The sequence below is a fragment of the Nocardia sp. CNS-044 genome (assembly GCF_059570515.1).
This window is the reverse complement of sequence record NZ_JCANSX010000005.1, coordinates 783,556-798,589: the sequence shown is the minus strand read 5'-3', so window position 1 is coordinate 798,589 and position 15,034 is coordinate 783,556. Positions and strand designations below refer to the sequence as shown.

12 protein-coding genes are annotated in these 15,034 nt (G+C 68.4%); 6 read left to right on the top strand and 6 right to left on the bottom strand.

The window, feature by feature from the left end:
• Positions 1 to 8 precede the first annotated feature (8 nt).
• From uca to T333_RS04605, 3 genes are all read left to right on the top strand, one after another.
• A complete protein-coding gene (gene uca, locus T333_RS04615; RefSeq protein WP_496423749.1) occupies positions 9 to 3,611 on the top strand; it encodes an urea carboxylase in 3,603 nt (1,200 codons plus the stop codon).
• A complete protein-coding gene (atzF, locus tag T333_RS04610) occupies positions 3,608 to 5,335 on the top strand; it encodes an allophanate hydrolase (protein ID WP_496423748.1) in 1,728 nt (575 codons plus the stop codon). The genes uca and atzF overlap by 4 nt, the downstream gene beginning before the upstream one ends.
• A 147-nt stretch (positions 5,336 to 5,482) precedes the next feature.
• Entirely contained in the window at positions 5,483 to 6,727 is a 1,245-nt protein-coding gene (locus T333_RS04605; RefSeq protein ID WP_496423747.1) for an FAD-dependent monooxygenase, read from the top strand.
• 91 nt (positions 6,728 to 6,818) lie between these two features.
• Here T333_RS04605 and T333_RS04600 read toward each other — a convergent pair whose 3' ends face one another.
• The 4 genes from T333_RS04600 to T333_RS04585 all read right to left on the bottom strand — a co-directional run bounded on the left by T333_RS04600 (position 6,819) and on the right by T333_RS04585 (position 9,490).
• Positions 6,819 to 7,487, bottom strand: a complete 669-nt coding sequence (locus T333_RS04600) for an arsenate reductase ArsC (RefSeq protein ID WP_496423746.1) — start codon at positions 7,485 to 7,487, stop codon at positions 6,819 to 6,821.
• A 362-nt stretch (positions 7,488 to 7,849) separates the two neighbouring features.
• Positions 7,850 to 8,341 (bottom strand): hypothetical protein, encoded by a 492-nt coding sequence (locus tag T333_RS04595; RefSeq protein ID WP_357255709.1) that lies wholly within the window; start codon positions 8,339 to 8,341, stop codon positions 7,850 to 7,852.
• Positions 8,342 to 8,753: 412 nt separating this feature from the next.
• Positions 8,754 to 8,972: a hypothetical protein gene (locus T333_RS04590; RefSeq protein ID WP_354997992.1), complete on the bottom strand. Its 219-nt coding sequence runs from the start codon at positions 8,970 to 8,972 to the stop codon at positions 8,754 to 8,756.
• The gene (locus T333_RS04585) at positions 8,969 to 9,490 is read right to left on the bottom strand and encodes a DNA-directed RNA polymerase subunit beta (protein ID WP_357255713.1); all 522 of its coding nucleotides are present in this window, start codon (positions 9,488 to 9,490) and stop codon (positions 8,969 to 8,971) included. Before T333_RS04585 ends, T333_RS04590 begins: the two co-directional genes overlap by 4 nt.
• 263 nt (positions 9,491 to 9,753) lie before the next feature.
• On the opposite strand from T333_RS04585, the gene T333_RS04580 reads away from it, so the two are divergent.
• Together T333_RS04580 and T333_RS04575 are read left to right on the top strand one after the other, a co-directional pair.
• A complete protein-coding gene (locus T333_RS04580) occupies positions 9,754 to 10,641 on the top strand; it encodes a helix-turn-helix domain-containing protein (RefSeq protein WP_496423745.1) in 888 nt (295 codons plus the stop codon).
• Positions 10,631 to 10,834 carry a DUF397 domain-containing protein gene (locus T333_RS04575; protein ID WP_357255717.1) on the top strand — a complete coding sequence of 68 codons (204 nt, stop codon included), beginning with the start codon at positions 10,631 to 10,633 and terminating at the stop codon, positions 10,832 to 10,834. The genes T333_RS04580 and T333_RS04575 overlap by 11 nt, the downstream gene beginning before the upstream one ends.
• 155 nt (positions 10,835 to 10,989) lie before the next feature.
• On the opposite strand, the gene T333_RS04570 is transcribed toward T333_RS04575, so the two are convergent.
• Positions 10,990 to 12,543 carry an MFS transporter gene (locus T333_RS04570; RefSeq protein WP_496423744.1) on the bottom strand — a complete coding sequence of 518 codons (1,554 nt, stop codon included), beginning with the start codon at positions 12,541 to 12,543 and terminating at the stop codon, positions 10,990 to 10,992.
• Positions 12,544 to 12,698: 155 nt separating this feature from the next.
• On the opposite strand from T333_RS04570, the gene T333_RS04565 reads away from it, so the two are divergent.
• Positions 12,699 to 13,436, top strand: coding sequence for a TetR/AcrR family transcriptional regulator (locus T333_RS04565; RefSeq protein ID WP_496423743.1), 738 nt, complete (start codon positions 12,699 to 12,701; stop codon positions 13,434 to 13,436).
• A gap of 75 nt (positions 13,437 to 13,511) precedes the next feature.
• On the opposite strand, the gene T333_RS04560 is transcribed toward T333_RS04565, so the two are convergent.
• Entirely contained in the window at positions 13,512 to 15,002 is a 1,491-nt protein-coding gene (locus tag T333_RS04560; protein ID WP_496423742.1) for a catalase, read from the bottom strand.
• Between the last annotated feature and the right edge of the window lie 32 nt (positions 15,003 to 15,034).

The window sequence follows — 15,034 nt, the reverse complement described above, 5'->3', positions numbered from 1 at the left end:
AGTGCACGGTGGAGTTCGATACTGTGCTCGTCGCGAATCGCGGCGAGATCGCGGGCCGGGTGCTGCGCACCGCGAAGGCGCTTGGCCTGAAGACCGTCGCCGTTTACTCCGACGCCGACGCCGCCGCGCCGCATGTGGCGGCCGCCGACGCCGCGGTCCGGCTCGGCCCGGCGCAGGCCGCCGAGTCGTATCTGCGCGCCGACCTGGTGATCGAGGCGGCGCTCGCGACCGGTGCGGGCGCGATCCACCCGGGATACGGATTCCTCTCGGAGAATGCGGATTTCGCCGCCGCGGTAGCCGATGCTGGCATCGCGTTCGTCGGCCCGACGCCGGAGCAGCTGCGGATCTTCGGCGACAAGCACACCGCGCGCGAGGCCGCGAAACGCGTCGGCGTGCCGTTGATTCCCGGTAGCGGCCTGCTGGATTCGGCCGATCACGCGGTGGCCGAGGCCGAGCGGATCGGTTTTCCGGTCATGCTCAAGGCAGTCGGCGGCGGTGGCGGTATCGGCATGCAGAGCTGTCTCACCGCGGAAGAACTTCGCGCGGCATACTTGCGCGTCCAGCGCCTCGCCGCGACGAACTTCTCCTCGACAGGCGTCTTTCTGGAGCGTTTCGTCGCCCGCGCGAGGCACGTCGAGGTGCAACTCTTCGGCGACGGGCACGGCAGGGTGGTCAGCCTCGGCACCAGGGACTGCTCCCTGCAACGCCGCAATCAGAAGGTGATCGAGGAAGCGCCCGCACCCGGCCTCAGCGCGGAGCTGACCGACCAATTGCTCTCCGCATCGAGAGCATTGGCCGAGTCGGTCGGCTACCGCTCGGCGGGCACGGTGGAATTCGTCTACGACGCCGAACGCGGCGAAGCCTCGTTCCTGGAGATGAACACCAGGCTCCAGGTGGAACACCCGGTGACCGAGGCGATCACCGGCGTCGACCTGGTCGAATGGATGCTGCGGCTCGCGGGCGGTGATGCCACGATGCTCGACGGTCTGCCGAAAGCCGGTCCGGCACAGTCGGGTTGGGCCGTCGAGGCCCGCGTCTACGCCGAGGATCCCGGTCAGGACTACCAGCCGAGCGCCGGACTGATCACGGCGGCCGAATTCCCCGCCGACGTGCGCGTCGACACTTGGGTGGACACCGGCACCGAGGTGAGCCCGTACTACGACCCCCTGCTGGCCAAGGTGATCGCCGCCGGTCCCACTCGCGACGCGGCCTTCACCGAACTGGCCGACGCCCTCGCCGCGACCCGAATCCACGGGGTACAGACGAATCTCGCCCAATTGCACGCCGCGGCAACGGATTCGCTCGTCCGCTCGGCGTCCCACGTCACGGGCACGCTCGCCGACATCCAACCCATCGCACCACGCATCGACGTGCTGCGGGGCGGCACCATGACCACCATCCAGGATCACCCCGGCCGCCTCGGTTTGTGGGAGGTCGGAATCCCGCCGTCCGGCCCGATGGACGACCTCTCGTTCACCCTGGCCAACGCCGCCGTCGGCAACCCGCCGGGCGTACCAGCCCTGGAGTGCACGCTGCAAGGCCCGAGACTGCGCTTCGCCACCACCACGGTGGTCTGCGTAACCGGCGCGGACGCACCGATCACCGTCGACGACGAGCCCGCACCGATGTGGGAACCGATCACGCTCCGCGCCGGTTCGGTGCTGGACATCGGCGCACCGAACGACGCGGGCCTGCGCACCTATCTCGCCGTGCGCGGCGGCCTCGACGCCCCGCTCTACCACGGCAGCGCGTCCACGTTCACCCTCGGCGGATTCGGCGGCACCACGGGCAAAGCCGTTGCGACGGGGGAGGTTCTGCACATCGTCGCCGACCGCGCGGGACTCACCGAACCGGCTCCCGCTCCGACCCGCCCCGAGTTCACCCACGAGTGGCAGCTGGCCGTCGGCATCGGCCCGCAGACCGCCCCCGCCTACTTCACCGACGCGGACATGGAGCAGTTCGCGGCGCACCCGTGGCGGGTCGGCAGCCACGCCAATCGCACCGGCATCCGCCTCGAGGGCCCCAAGCCGAGCTGGTCGCGGGCTGACGGCGGCGATGCCGGCCTGCACCCGTCGAATCTGCACGACAACCCCTACAGCGTCGGCGCGCTCAACGTCTCGGGCGACACCCCTATCCTGCTGGGCCCGGACGGACCGAGCCTCGGCGGTTTCGCCTGCCCGATCACCGTGATCTCGGCGCACCGGTGGAAACTCGGCCAGCTCCGTCCCGGCGACACGGTCCGGTTCGTGCCGGTCGACGACGCCGAGGCCACCGCGCTGCGCCGTTCCGACAACCGGCGCGCGACGGCGACAGTCGCCGCCACCAGCGACGCACTCGGCGATCGCGGCGTCCTCGGCTCGGCAGCCGGGGACGACGAGCGACCGCCGGTAGCGTATCTGCGCGGCGGCGACGACAACATCCTCGTCGAATACGGCGAGATGGTGCTGGATCTCGGTCTGCGCATGCGGGTGCACGCGCTCGCCGAGGCGTTGGCCGCGGCCGGTCTGCCCGGCATCGTGGACGTGACCCCGGGCGTCCGTTCGCTGCACATCCACTTCGACCCCGACGTGCTTGCTCAGCGCCGGTTGCTGGGCACGCTGGTCGAGCTGGAATCGGAGCTGCCCGCCACGCACGATCTCGCGGTGCCGAGCCGCACCATCCGGCTGCCGCTCTCCTTCGACGACCCCTCCATCACCGAAGCGATCGACCGCTACCGCAGCGGCGTCCGCGACACCGCGCCGTGGCTTCCGTCGAATGTCGAATTCATCAGGCGCATCAACGGTCTCGACAGCGTCGAGCAAGTGCGCGACACCGTGTTCGACGCCGAGTACCTGGTGCTCGGCCTCGGCGACGTGTATCTGGGTGCGCCGCTCGCGGTTCCGCTCGATCCGCGGCACCGCCTGGTGACCACCAAGTACAACCCGGCGCGCACCTGGACCCCCTCCGACGCGGTCGGCATCGGCGGCAAGTACCTGTGCGTGTACGGCATGGCATCCCCCGGCGGCTACCAGCTGATCGGCCGGACCGTGCCGATCTGGTCCAGCTATCGGCAGTCCGCGCCCTTCGAGCCGGGCACCCCGTGGCTGTTCCGGTTCTTCGACCGCATCGTCTGGGAGCCGGTGAGTCCCGAGGAGCTGCTCGAGCATCGCGCGGCGGCGGCCGCGGGCCGGTTCGACGCCGAGGTGAGCGAAGGAACCTTCGCGCTGGCCGATCATCTGCGATTGCTCGCCGAGAACGCGGAATCCATCGCGGAATTCGAGGCCAAGCAGACGGCAGCGTTCGAAGCCGAGAAGCGGGCGTGGCACGCGGCGGGCGAGTTCGAGCGTACGACAACGGAACCGGAGGAGCCCGAATCCGTGACGGACCCGTTGGCCGGGCTGCCCGCCGACGCGGCCATCGTGACAGCGCCGATGATCGGCAATGTGTGGCGGGTCGAGGTCGAGGAAGGGCAGCGGCTCGACGCAGGCGCGCCGGTCGCCATCCTGGAAGCCATGAAGCTGGAGCTGCCCGTGCACAGCCCGGGCGCTGGCACGGTGCTCAGGGTGCTGACCGCGCCCGGCGCCAAAGTGGCCCCGGGTACCCCGCTAGCAGTGATCGGAGTGGACGAATGATCGCAGGCGTCGTTGGCATCCAGCGGGATTCGCCCACCGCGCGGGTCGCGGCCGCGTATCGGCGCATCGCCGAGGTGGACCGCCCCGAAGTGTGGATCACGCTGCGCCCCGAGCACGAGACCGCCGCCGACGCCGCCGAAGTGGAACGTCGGCTGGCGGCAGGCGAGACATTACCGCTGGCCGGGCAGCTCGTGGCGGTCAAGGACAACATCGACGTGGCGGGACTGCCCACTACCGCAGCCTGTCCCGAATTCGCTTATGCCGCAACGCTTACCGCGGTGTCGGTAGCCCGACTCCAAGCGGCCGGCGCCATCGTGCTCGGCAAGACGAACCTGGACCAGTTCGCCACCGGCCTGGTCGGCACCAGGAGCCCGTACGGCGCGGTGCGGCATGCCGAGCATCCCGAGCTGATCTCCGGCGGCTCGTCCTCGGGTTCGGCGGTCGCGGTCGCGCTCGGCCTCGTCGACATCGGCGTCGGCACCGACACGGCCGGGTCGGGCCGGGTGCCCGCCGCGCTGCACGGCATCGTCGGCATCAAGGCCACCCTGGGAATCATCCCGGCGCACGGCGTAGTCCCGGCCTGCGCGGACTACGACGCCGTCACGGTGTTCGCCGCGGATCTCGACCGGGCGGTCGCCGCGGCGGCCGTGATGGCGGGTCCCGAAGCGGACGATCCGCGCAGCCGCGACTGGCCCGCGGATGTGCGGCTCGCCGCGCCGCAGACCCCGCGTGTCGCGGTGCCGCGAGCCGCCGACCTTGCCGCCCTGAGCGACGAATACCGCGACGCCTTCGCCAGAACCGTTGCCGCCGTGGCTGATTCCGGCATCGAGACGGTCGAACTGGACATCTCGCCGCTGCTCGAGGCGGCGCTGCTGCTGTACGACGGCGCGATCGTCGCGGAACGCTATGCCGCCGTGGGGCAATTCCTGGCGACCGGTCCGGCGGACGCGGATCCCACGGTGGCGGCCATCATCGGCGCGGCCGAGTCCACCACCGGCCCCGCTTTCGCCGCCGATCTCGACGCGCTGACGCGCACGCGAGCGAGAGCCGCGCTGCTGCTTCGCGACTGCGACGCACTGCTGCTCCCGACCACCACCGAACACCCGAGTATCGCGGCGGTGCAGGCTGATCCGATCGGCATCAACCGCCGCATGGGGACCTACACCAACTTCTGCAACCTGCTGGACATGGCGGCCGTCGCCGTTCCCGGCCAACCGACCGCCGCGGGCACTCCCTTCGGGGTGATGGTGGTGACGCCGGCCTTCGGCGATCAGGTCGCGATCGACATCGCCGCCCGCATCGGCGGACTCGCGCACGCACCGCTGCTGGTCGAGGGCGGGGTGCAGCTCGCCGTATTCGGCGCGCACCTGCGCGGGCAACCGCTGCACTGGCAGCTCGAGCGGATCGGCGCCCGGTTCGCCGGAGAGATCCACACCACCGATGCCTATCGGCTGACCGCACTCGACACCGTCCCCGCCAAGCCGGGACTGGTCCGGCACGGCGCGGGCCTCGGCGCGCCGATCCTCGGCGAGTTGTTCACCGTCTCGCGCGCCGGGCTCGGCGGCTTCCTGGCGGAACTGCCCCCGCCCATGGCGTTGACCAGCATCGAACTCGCCGACCGACGGTCCGTGGTCGGTTTCGCGTGCACCTACGACGCGGCACTGACGGCCACCGACATCACCGAGTTCGGCGGCTGGAAGGCGTATCTGAACGCCGCGAACTGATCGCGCCCTCCTCCCGATGGCCCGGCAGCCGACCCGCTGCCGGGCCGTCGGCGTCTTCGCTTTCGGACGTTCAGACATTTGTACTAGACAAATGTGCAACTTCTCTGTTAGACATTTGTCTAAGACATTCGAACCAGGAGCGCCGACATGAGCATCACCCCCACCACCAACTCCCTCCGCGTGCTGATCAGCGGCGGCGGCATCGGCGGCAATGCCGTTGCGCTGCAACTGCTCCGCGCGGGCATCCGCGCCACCGTCGTCGAGCGGGCGGACGCGCCGCGCCCCGGCGGGCAGGCGGTCGACCTGCGCGGACCGAGCCGCGAGGTCGCCGAGCGAATGGGACTGCTGCCGGGCATTCAGGCCCGCCAGCTGGATGAACGCGGCATGCTCTACCTCGACCACGCGGGCCGCGAGGAACTGCGCGTGCCCGCCGAGTTGTTCGACGGCAAGGGCGGTGTCGCCGAAATCGAGATCACCAGGGGCGATCTCAATCAGGCCCTGCTCGACGCGCTGGCGGAGGCGGGCGGTGTCGACTACCGCTACGGCGAGTGGATCACCGAGATCGTGCAGGACGCGGCGGGAGTCGACGTCACCTTCGCCTCGGGCGCCGTCGAGCGCTTCGACATCCTGATCGGCGCCGACGGATTGCATTCCGCGACAAGGCGGTTGGTGTTCGGGCCGGAGCAGGACTTCGCGACCTACCTGGGCGGGTACATGTCGTTCTTCACCATGCCGACGCCGGAAAACACCGAGCCGCACTGGTTCTCGATGCATTCATTGGTCGGCGCGACCGGCATCGGACTGCGACCGGACGCCGACCCCGCGACCTGCAAGGCGATCGTCATACTGCGCGGCGCCGCCGATCCGGCGCTGCGCCGAGATCTCGCGGCGCAACAGCGACTGATCAGGGAGCGACTCGCGGGCGGCGGTTGGCATTCGGCCGCCATCTGCGCCGCGATGGCCGAGGCCGAGGACTTCTACTTCGACGAACTGGCCCGCATCGACATGCCGAGCTGGATCCGCGGCCGCGTCGCCCTGCTCGGTGACGCCGGCTACTGCGGCTCACCGCTGACCGGGCAGGGCACCGCCATGGCGCTGGTGGGCGCGTACGTGCTCGCCGGTGAAATCGCCTCGCGCGCAGACGATCCGGAGCGCGCACTGGTCCGCTACGAGGAGGTGCTGCGCCCCTTCGTCGCCAAGGCACAGGAGCTGCCGCCCGGTGGTCTGCGTGCGATGACTCCGAAGACCCGGCTCGGCATCCGCGCGGGGCGCGCGGTGGCGCGGTTGATGACCGCCAAGGTGATGAAGCCGCTGATGATGCGGATGCTCACCGCCACCGAGTCCTACGATCTGCCCGATTACGCTGCGCAGCCGGACGCAGTCCGTCCGTAGCGGCCCATGGCCGAAGCGAAGGCGGAGGTACGCACGAACGACGCAGTCCGTCGATCGCCCGCGCATGGCCGGAGCGAGAGCGGAGGTACGCCTAGCGGACCGGCACACCGAGTTCCGCGAGCAGACCCTCGACCCGCTGCCCCACGTCGTCCCGGATGGGCCGCACGTCCTCGAGCTCCAATCCGGCCGGGTCCTCGATGATCCATTCCACGTAGCGCGGGCCCGGCACCAGCGGGCAGGTGTCCCCACAGCCCATCGTCACGATGACGTCGGCGGCGCGAACGATCTCCTCGGTCCACGGTTTCGGATACTCCTCCGAGATGTCGATGCCGACCTCGGCCATCGCGGCGACAGCGGCCGGATTGAGCCGGGAACTCGGCTCCGAGCCGCCCGACCAAGCCACCGCGCGGCCGCGAGCGAGATGGGTGAAGAAGCCGAGGGCGATCTGGGAACGGCCCGCGTTGTGGGTGCACAAGAACAAGACGGTCGGACGGGCTTGCGCCACTTTGCCTTCCAGCTTCGCCCTGGCTTCCAGTTGCTGGCGGGCGAACTTCTCCGCGAGGGTCGGCAGGTACAGCGTCACCGTGGCCCGCGCGCTGAACGCCTCGTACGACGAAAACAGGTAGCCCACAACGGTTTCGGGCTCGAAGATGGTGACGAACTCGTCGAGCAGCCGCTTTTCGGCGGCGCTCAACTGCATCTCGTGATCGAGGGCCAGCAGGCGATAGGCAGGCCCGGTCGGGGTGACCGATCGTTCCATCCATCCAGACTGACAGCCGCGCGTTCGACGCCGCAAACGAACTTACCGTGAACGCGATTCACCGAAGTGACAACGATGGGGCGGGCCGGTTACCCCTCGTGAACCGGCCCGCCCATACCTTCGGGTGGGACTCCAGGCCTGCGACCGGACGGTTACCTTCGGCAGGGGGCGATCCTCCTTCGCCCACCAGCTCCAGGAAGAGCCGTCGATGGCGCCGCCGGAGGAGATCCGGCCAGATCGGTCACCCCTCGTGGACCGACCCGGCCGGGTTGTATCCGGGGCCCGACCTGTCCACCCCTCGTTGGACAGGTCGTGCCCGGTTCCCCACCCCCGGTGGTGGCGTGTTTCCCCCTTCCCCCTGGTTACTGGCAGTACTCGAACGTGCCGAGTTCGGTACGGCCGTCCTTGATCAGGTATCCGGTGGCGGCGAGGTCGGCGCTGGCGACCGGGTTCTCCCCGTCCGGCGCCAGCCACTCGATCTGCTGCACCACCTGGTAGGCGTTCGGGTCGTTGCGCAGCACCTTGACCTTGGTGTCGTCCATCTCGGCGGGCTTGGTGTCGGTGGCCTTGCCCTTCTCCCACTCCCCCGCGCTGGCCAGCGTGTGCTGGGCGGCGTCGTAGACGACGGTGCGGTACCGGATCTGCTGGTGCTCGCCGGGACGGTAGCCGGGCTGCGCGTAGACGATCGGGGCGGCGATCTCGATCTCGATCCGGTCGTCCTTGTGCGTGCAGGTCGCCTGACCGGTGAGCGCGACGCCGGGGACGCCGGTGTCGGCCGAGGCGGCGCCCGCGCCGAACACGAGCGCGGCGCTGGTGGCGGAGAGAGCGAGGGCGGTGGTCAGCTTGCCGATCATCGTCTGTGCGTCCTTCGTGAGGTCCGGGGTTCCGGTCGAACCGGTGTTGACACAAACAATGCGGCCCGCGTCTTGCCGCGCACTTAAGAACACCTTGTATGGGAGAAGTGCCTGGTAGATCCGGATTTGCTAACACTTCCCCGCCGCGCGAGCGATGATGGAATCGTTGCGATCGATGATTGGAGCGACGATGGAAACCGTGGTGGTCTGGATCCTTGCCGCAGTGCTGTACTGGTGGGGTCTCCTGTAGTGAAACGCAACCTGGCCGTCTACCCGGCCAGGTCTACCTCGGAGTCGATCCGCCGCCCGTCGGCGAACCGGAGCCCCGCTCCGGGCACACCGCTCACGGCGCCCGATGCCCAGAACGCTCGCGCCCTCGGGCCGGACCTCCGTTCGGCACGACGGTTCGGGCTCACGGCCCCAGATACAGGCGTTCGCACGGCAGGCGCGGTAGGCCGGCGGTATCCGCCAGCCGCACCGTGACCGCGTCCACGTAATGCCGGGCCTGGTGTTCCTGCACGAACAACAACGCGGCCGTGAGACACGCGGCGAACTGGAAGTGCGCACCGTGCAGAAACACGCTCAGCACGACGTCCGGTTCGCTCGGCAGCGGAGAACCGTTGCTACTCACGGTTTTTCGCCACCCGACGCTGTCCAGCTGCCCACGCTCACGCCATCCGGAACGGCCCAACGCCCGGCCTGTCCCGCGCACGCCCGGATCGCATCGACCACGACCAGCCCGGACGGCCGGAACCGCGAGCGCGGAAGCTCGACCCAGCACCGGAACATCGCGCACTCGTCGGCCGGTGAGGGCAATGCGATCGTTCCGCCGGTACGCACCACGGACACGTCCAGCCGGAACATCTCCGCGAACAGGCGTACGTCGTCGGGCAGATCGGGCCGGATCAGGAACGACCAGCGCTTCGAACGCGGATGCGACAGCACCGGACCCACCTCGTTCCCGCGTTGGCGCATCTGGGTTTTCACCGCCTGCCCCAAGCGCGCGGGCACGATCAACGCCCACACGTGCGACGCGGTGACGACGATGCGCCCGAGCGCGGGCGGGTCGAGCACGGCGGGCAGATCGCACACCCGCCGGTAGTACATGCAGCGGGACGCGGGCGTGTCCCCGAAAGCCATCTGGTCCATGCGTTTAGACCTCTGCTCACGTCGAAGAGTTGGGGTGCGCCCGGCCCGAGTGTTGTCGGGTCCGCCGACTCGGGATGAGGCCGTGAGGAGAGGGTTCGGGAGCAGCCTCTACCGGACGCCGATTCAGCTCACCTTTTTCGGCGGCGCGATGGGAACGACATTTTGGGAACCCAGAAGAATCGCGCGTTTCCCCAGCGCAATGACCAGAGCCGGTGCGAACATTTCCCGGCACGGGAACACACAACGACCCGAAGGGGGAAGGCATGGCAGAGGCCGACAGCACCCTGCCGCGTCGTCAACTAGGACGGTACTTACGGGAGGCGCGCGAATCCATCGGCATGACACTGATCGACGCCGCGAAGCTCATGGAGTGGGGCAAGTCGAGCTTGCAGCGCCTGGAGAAAGGACAGACCGAGCGCATTCGGACGCACGACATCGCCTTGCTCGGTGAGATCTACCAGCTCGACCGCGAGCAAGTCGCCGACCTGACGGCGCTAGCCGAGCAAGCGGCAGTCAAGAACTGGTGGCACGACTACGGTTCCTTCATCTCGCCGAACTTCGATGTGTACATGGGACTGGAGTCTTCGGCGCACGAGATGACGCTGTTCAAGCCCTCCGCCGTCCCAGGCCTTCTGCAAACCGCCGATTACGCGCGGACGCTCGACCGCCTGTACTTCCCCGACGACACAGACGCAGAGCTCGACAAGCGGGTCGAGTTGCGGCTGCGCCGACAAGGCGTCATCACCCGGCGAACGCAACCGGCGAACTTTCAGGCGACACTTCACGAGTCGGTGCTGCGGACATCGGTGGGCAGCCCGAAGATCATGGCGGCCCAGTTGCGACACATCGCAGACCTGAGCACACGACCGAACATCGAGATTCGAGTGCTGCCCTTCCGCGCGGGGCTGCCAGTCGGCTTGCCGACCGGACCATTCACCATCTTGGATTTCGGACGAGCGAGTAAGGGGGCCGCCAACGAGCCGACATTGGTCTACGCGGAAGCGTTCACGGGCGCGATGTACTTCGAGAAGACCAAGGACGTAAACGGGTACCGTGAGGCGTACAGCGCCATCCGGCGAGCGGCGCTGGACACACGGCCAACACGTGACCTGTTGCGCGAGGTAGCAAGGGAGTTCGAGAGTGAGCGTTGACCTGTCCGGAGCGGAGTGGTTCAAGAGCAGCTACAGCGGCGGGGGCCAAGACTGCGTCGAGGTCGCGTTCGTCGATGACGCGGTTGGTGTGCGCGATAGCAAGAACCCCACTGGCCCGGCACTGGTTTTCACTCCCGGCGAGTGGGATGCCTTCACCGCGGGCGTGCGGGAGGGCGAATTCGAGCGACCCTGACGGTTGAGGTCGGGCATCGGCGCGGTGTTGCAAAACTGCACTGCGAGAACGCGAAAGGTGCGCACCGTACGGGTGCGCACCTTTCTGCGGTTCTGCTGAGCCGACTTTCGTCGGTGGCGTGGCTGCTCGGCGTTGTTCCGCGGTTCTGCCGTCGCTCAGCGTGATTCGGCGAGAACCTCGGCGGACTCGTCCGAGTCCAGGACATCCGCGTCGGTGTCCGGCTTGCGTTCGCGCAGCAGGACCAGGGACAGGGCGGCGGCGCAGAGGACCGAGCAGGCGGCGACGATGAAGGTGGTCGACATGCCGGAGGTGAAGGCGTCTCGGGCGGCGGCGGCCAGGCCGGTGTCGCCGGTGGCGGTGCTGATGGCCAACGCGTCGGAGATGGACTCGCGGCCGGATTCCGGTGCCTCGGCGGGCATCGCGTCGGAGTAGGTGGTCGACAGCACCGCGCCGAGCACCGCGACGCCGAGAGCCGCGCCTGCCTGCTGGATGGTGTCGTTGAGCGCGGAGCCGACGCCCGCGTGCTCGCCGGGCACCGCGCCCATCAGCGCGCCGATCGTGGCGGGCATCGCCAGACCGAAGCCGCTGCCCATGACGGCCATCGCGAGCGCGGGCAGCCAGAAGCTCGAGGTGGGCTCCAGCAGGGTGAGCAGTCCGAAGCCCGCGGCGGTCACGGTGAGGCCGACGGCGGTGATGCTGCGGTTGCCGACCTTGCTCGCCAAGGTGGCACCGAGTCCGTTGAACGCCAGCACGGCCACGGCCATCGGGGTGAACGCGAAGGCGGTCTCGGTCGGCGTGTAGTCGAGCACGAATTGCAAGTACTGGGTGAGCGCGAGCAGCAGGCCGCCGTTGGCGAAGGTGAGCAGCACCAGCGAGAAGCTCGATCCGGTGAAGACCCGGTTGCCGAACAGCCCGAGCGGCACCATCGGCGAATCGGTGGTCAGTTCGCGAATCACGAAGCCCGCCAAGCAGATCACGGCGACGGCGCCCGCGGTAAGGGTGCCGCTGTCGGTGAAGCCGTGCGTCGGAACCATGATGATCGTCCAGACCAGCGCGGTCATGCCGACGATGGACAGCACCATGCCCGGCAGATCCGGCTTGCGCCACGGGCCCTTCGACTCCGGCATCAGCACCATCGCGGCCACGATCGCCAGCACCACGACCGGCACGTTCAGCACGAACACCGAACCCCACCAGAAGTGATCGAGCAGCAGCCCGCCGGTCACCGGTCCGCCGACCATGCCGACCACCGCGACCGCGCTCCACGCCGCGATCGCCTTGGGCCGCTCGTCCTCGTCGAAGACGGTGATCAGGATCGACAGAGTGCTCGGCATGATGAGCGCGCCGCCGATGCCCATCACCACCCGGCCCGCGATCAGCAGTTCGGGCGTCGTCGCGAAGGCCGCGAGGACCGAGGCCGCGCCGAACAACGCGAGGCCGATGATCATCACCAGCCTGCGGCCGAACTTGTCGGACAGGCTGCCCGAGGTGAGCAGCAGCCCGGCGAACACCAGGATGTAGGAGTCGATGATCCACTGGATGTCCTGGGCGCTCGCGCCGAGGTCGGTGGCGATCTGCGGGATGGCCACGTTCAACACCATGTTGTCGATGACCAGCACCAGGGTGCTCAGGCACAACACGATCAGGATCAGCCAGCGCCGCGGGTCGCGGCTGGTCGCGGTCGCCTCCGCGAGGTCGGTCGTTTTCATCGGAAGCCCTTTCGAATAGCCGTTCCGTACGGCGTGCGTTCTTCCGAACACTGTACGGTCACCGAACGGTGTTCGCAAGAACTGAACGGCGTCCATACACGCGAACGCCGTGCGAGCACGGGATAGGCTGACCGGACGACCGAGGAGGAACGCAGGTGGAAGCCGACGACGGGGACATCCAGTCCGTATGGACACGACCGCAGCGGCGCAAGCGCGAGCAGCCCGCGCTGACCCGCGCGCAGATAGTCGACGCGGCGATCGAGCTGCTGGCCAGCGAGGGCACCGAGGCGCTGAGCATGCGCAAGCTCGGCGCGAAACTGAACGCGGGGGCCACCTCGCTCTACACCCACGTCGCCAACAAGGACGAGATCGTCGAGCTGGCCGCCGACAAGGTCATCGGCGAGCTGACCGTTCCCGATCCGGCGCACCCCGGCGGCTGGCGCGCGGCCATGCGGGAGTTCGCGACGGAATTGCGCGGGCTGATCCTGCGCCAGCCGTGGCTGGCGACGGTCTTCGGCGAGATCGGCACCCTGTACCTGGGGCCGAACATGATGCGCTCCAACGAGGGCATGCTCACGGTGCTCGAGTCCGCCGGGTTCGACGAGGAGCAAGCCGACGACGCGATGAACGTGCTGTTCGGCTACGTCATCGGGGTCACCGCCGCGGAAGCCGCTTCACTGGCGGTGATTCGGCGCAGCGGGCTCGACACCGCGGACTGGCTGGAGAAGATGCTGGCGGCGGGCGAGGCCGCGTCCCGGCCGTACCCGCGGATGCACAAACGCTACGTGTCTCGGCTGGACGCCGCCGAGGTGCGGATGCCCGCCGATACTTTCGTCAAGCAGATCGAGATGATTCTCGACGGCCTGGATCCCGCGCTCCGCGTACGAGCGTGATCGGCCCGAGAATCGCTGCGGTAGAACGAGAAAGGTGCGCACCGGTAGCCGGCGCGCACCTTTGCCGCTTGCGGGTCAGCCCTGCGCGGGCGGCGGGGTGGAGCCGTTGCCGTTCAGACCGGCGCGCACGCCCTCCTCGACGCGCTTGCCGAGATCCGCGTCGACGTTCCTCCAGTACTCGAACACCCGGGAAAGCACGGGCTCGCGGACACCGCCGAGAACGTGACCAACGATGTTGTCCACCAATCGATCACGCTGCTCGTCGTTGTACACCTCGCGGACGAGGGTGCCCGCCTGGGTGAAATCGCCGTCCTCCGCGTGCTGGACGTATCCGGCGCGCAGGATGGCCGGATCGAAGTCCCAGATACCGGCGTCTCCCGCCCGTTCCGGATCGGCGTGCGGGCCGCCGAACGAATTCGGCGCGTACACCGGCACACTCGCGTCGTTGTAGTCGTAGCGCATGGCGCCCTCCTTGGAGTAGGAGTTCACCTCGGCCGCGCGCGCCCGGTTCGGCGGTAGCTGCGCGTAGTTGGTTCCGATGCGGTAGCGGTGCGCGTCCGCGTAGGCGAACACCCGGCCGAGCAGCATCTTGTCCGGCGAGAAGCCGATGCCGGGAACGACATTCGACGGCTCGAACGCGGCCTGCTCGATGTCGACGAAGTAGTTGCCCGGGTTCCGGTTCAACGTCCACTTGCCGACCTCGATCAGCGGGTAGTCCTTGTGCGACCACACCTTGGTCAGGTCGAACGGGTTGAAGCGGTAGCCCTCGGCCTCGGCCACCGGCATGACCTGCACGTACACGGTCCAGCTCGGGAATTCGCCGCGCTCGATCGCCTCCCACAGATCCTTGCGGTGGTAATCGGCGTCCGCGCCCGCGAGCCGGTCGGCCTCGGCCTGGGTCAGGAATTCGATGCCCTGATCGGTCTTGAAGTGGTACTTCACCCAGAAGCGTTCACCGGCGGCGTTGATCCACTGGTAGGTGTGCGAACCGTAGCCGTTCATGTGCCGGTAGGTCTTCGGGATGCCGCGGTCACCCATCAGCCAGGTGACCTGGTGCGCGGTCTCCGGACGCAGGGTCCAGAAGTCCCACTGCATATTGTGATCGCGAAGTCCGTTGCCCGGCAAACGCTTCTGCGAGCGGATGAAGTCCGGGAACTTTATCGGGTCCTTGATGAAGAAGATCGGGGTGTTGTTGCCGACGAGGTCGTAGTTGCCGTCCTCGGTGTAGAACTTCACCGCGAAACCGCGCGGGTCGCGCCAGGTGTCGGGACTGCCCTGCTCGCCCGCGACGGTGGAGAACCGGGCCAGTGACTCGGTGCGCGCGCCGGGCTGGAACAGCTTGGCCTTGGTGTAGGCGCTGACGTCGTTGGTGACGACCAGCTCGCCGTAGGCGCCCGAGCCCTTGGCGTGCACGATCCGCTCCGGCACCCGTTCCCTGTTGAACTGGGCGAGCTTCTCGATCAGGTAGTGGTCGTGCAGCAGGATCGGTCCCTGCGCGCCGGCGGTGAGCGATTCGTTGTCGCTCTCCACCGGGATTCCGGTGTTCGTGGTTGTCGGCTTGGTCATTCGAAGCCTCCTTCGCAGATGAGCATTGTCCC

What these genes read in the sequence shown, in the direction of transcription:
- atzF (WP_496423748.1), top strand. Translation starts at nt 3,608, where the DNA reads ATGATCGCAGGCGTCGTTGGCATCCAGCGGGATTCGCCCACCGCGCGG.
- T333_RS04605 (WP_496423747.1), top strand. Translation starts at nt 5,483, where the DNA reads ATGAGCATCACCCCCACCACCAACTCCCTCCGCGTGCTGATCAGCGGC.
- T333_RS04600 (WP_496423746.1), bottom strand. Translation starts at nt 7,487, where the DNA reads ATGGAACGATCGGTCACCCCGACCGGGCCTGCCTATCGCCTGCTGGCC.
- T333_RS04595 (WP_357255709.1), bottom strand. Translation starts at nt 8,341, where the DNA reads ATGATCGGCAAGCTGACCACCGCCCTCGCTCTCTCCGCCACCAGCGCC.
- T333_RS04585 (WP_357255713.1), bottom strand. Translation starts at nt 9,490, where the DNA reads ATGGACCAGATGGCTTTCGGGGACACGCCCGCGTCCCGCTGCATGTAC.
- T333_RS04580 (WP_496423745.1), top strand. Translation starts at nt 9,754, where the DNA reads ATGGCAGAGGCCGACAGCACCCTGCCGCGTCGTCAACTAGGACGGTAC.
- T333_RS04570 (WP_496423744.1), bottom strand. Translation starts at nt 12,543, where the DNA reads ATGAAAACGACCGACCTCGCGGAGGCGACCGCGACCAGCCGCGACCCG.
- T333_RS04560 (WP_496423742.1), bottom strand. Translation starts at nt 15,002, where the DNA reads ATGACCAAGCCGACAACCACGAACACCGGAATCCCGGTGGAGAGCGAC.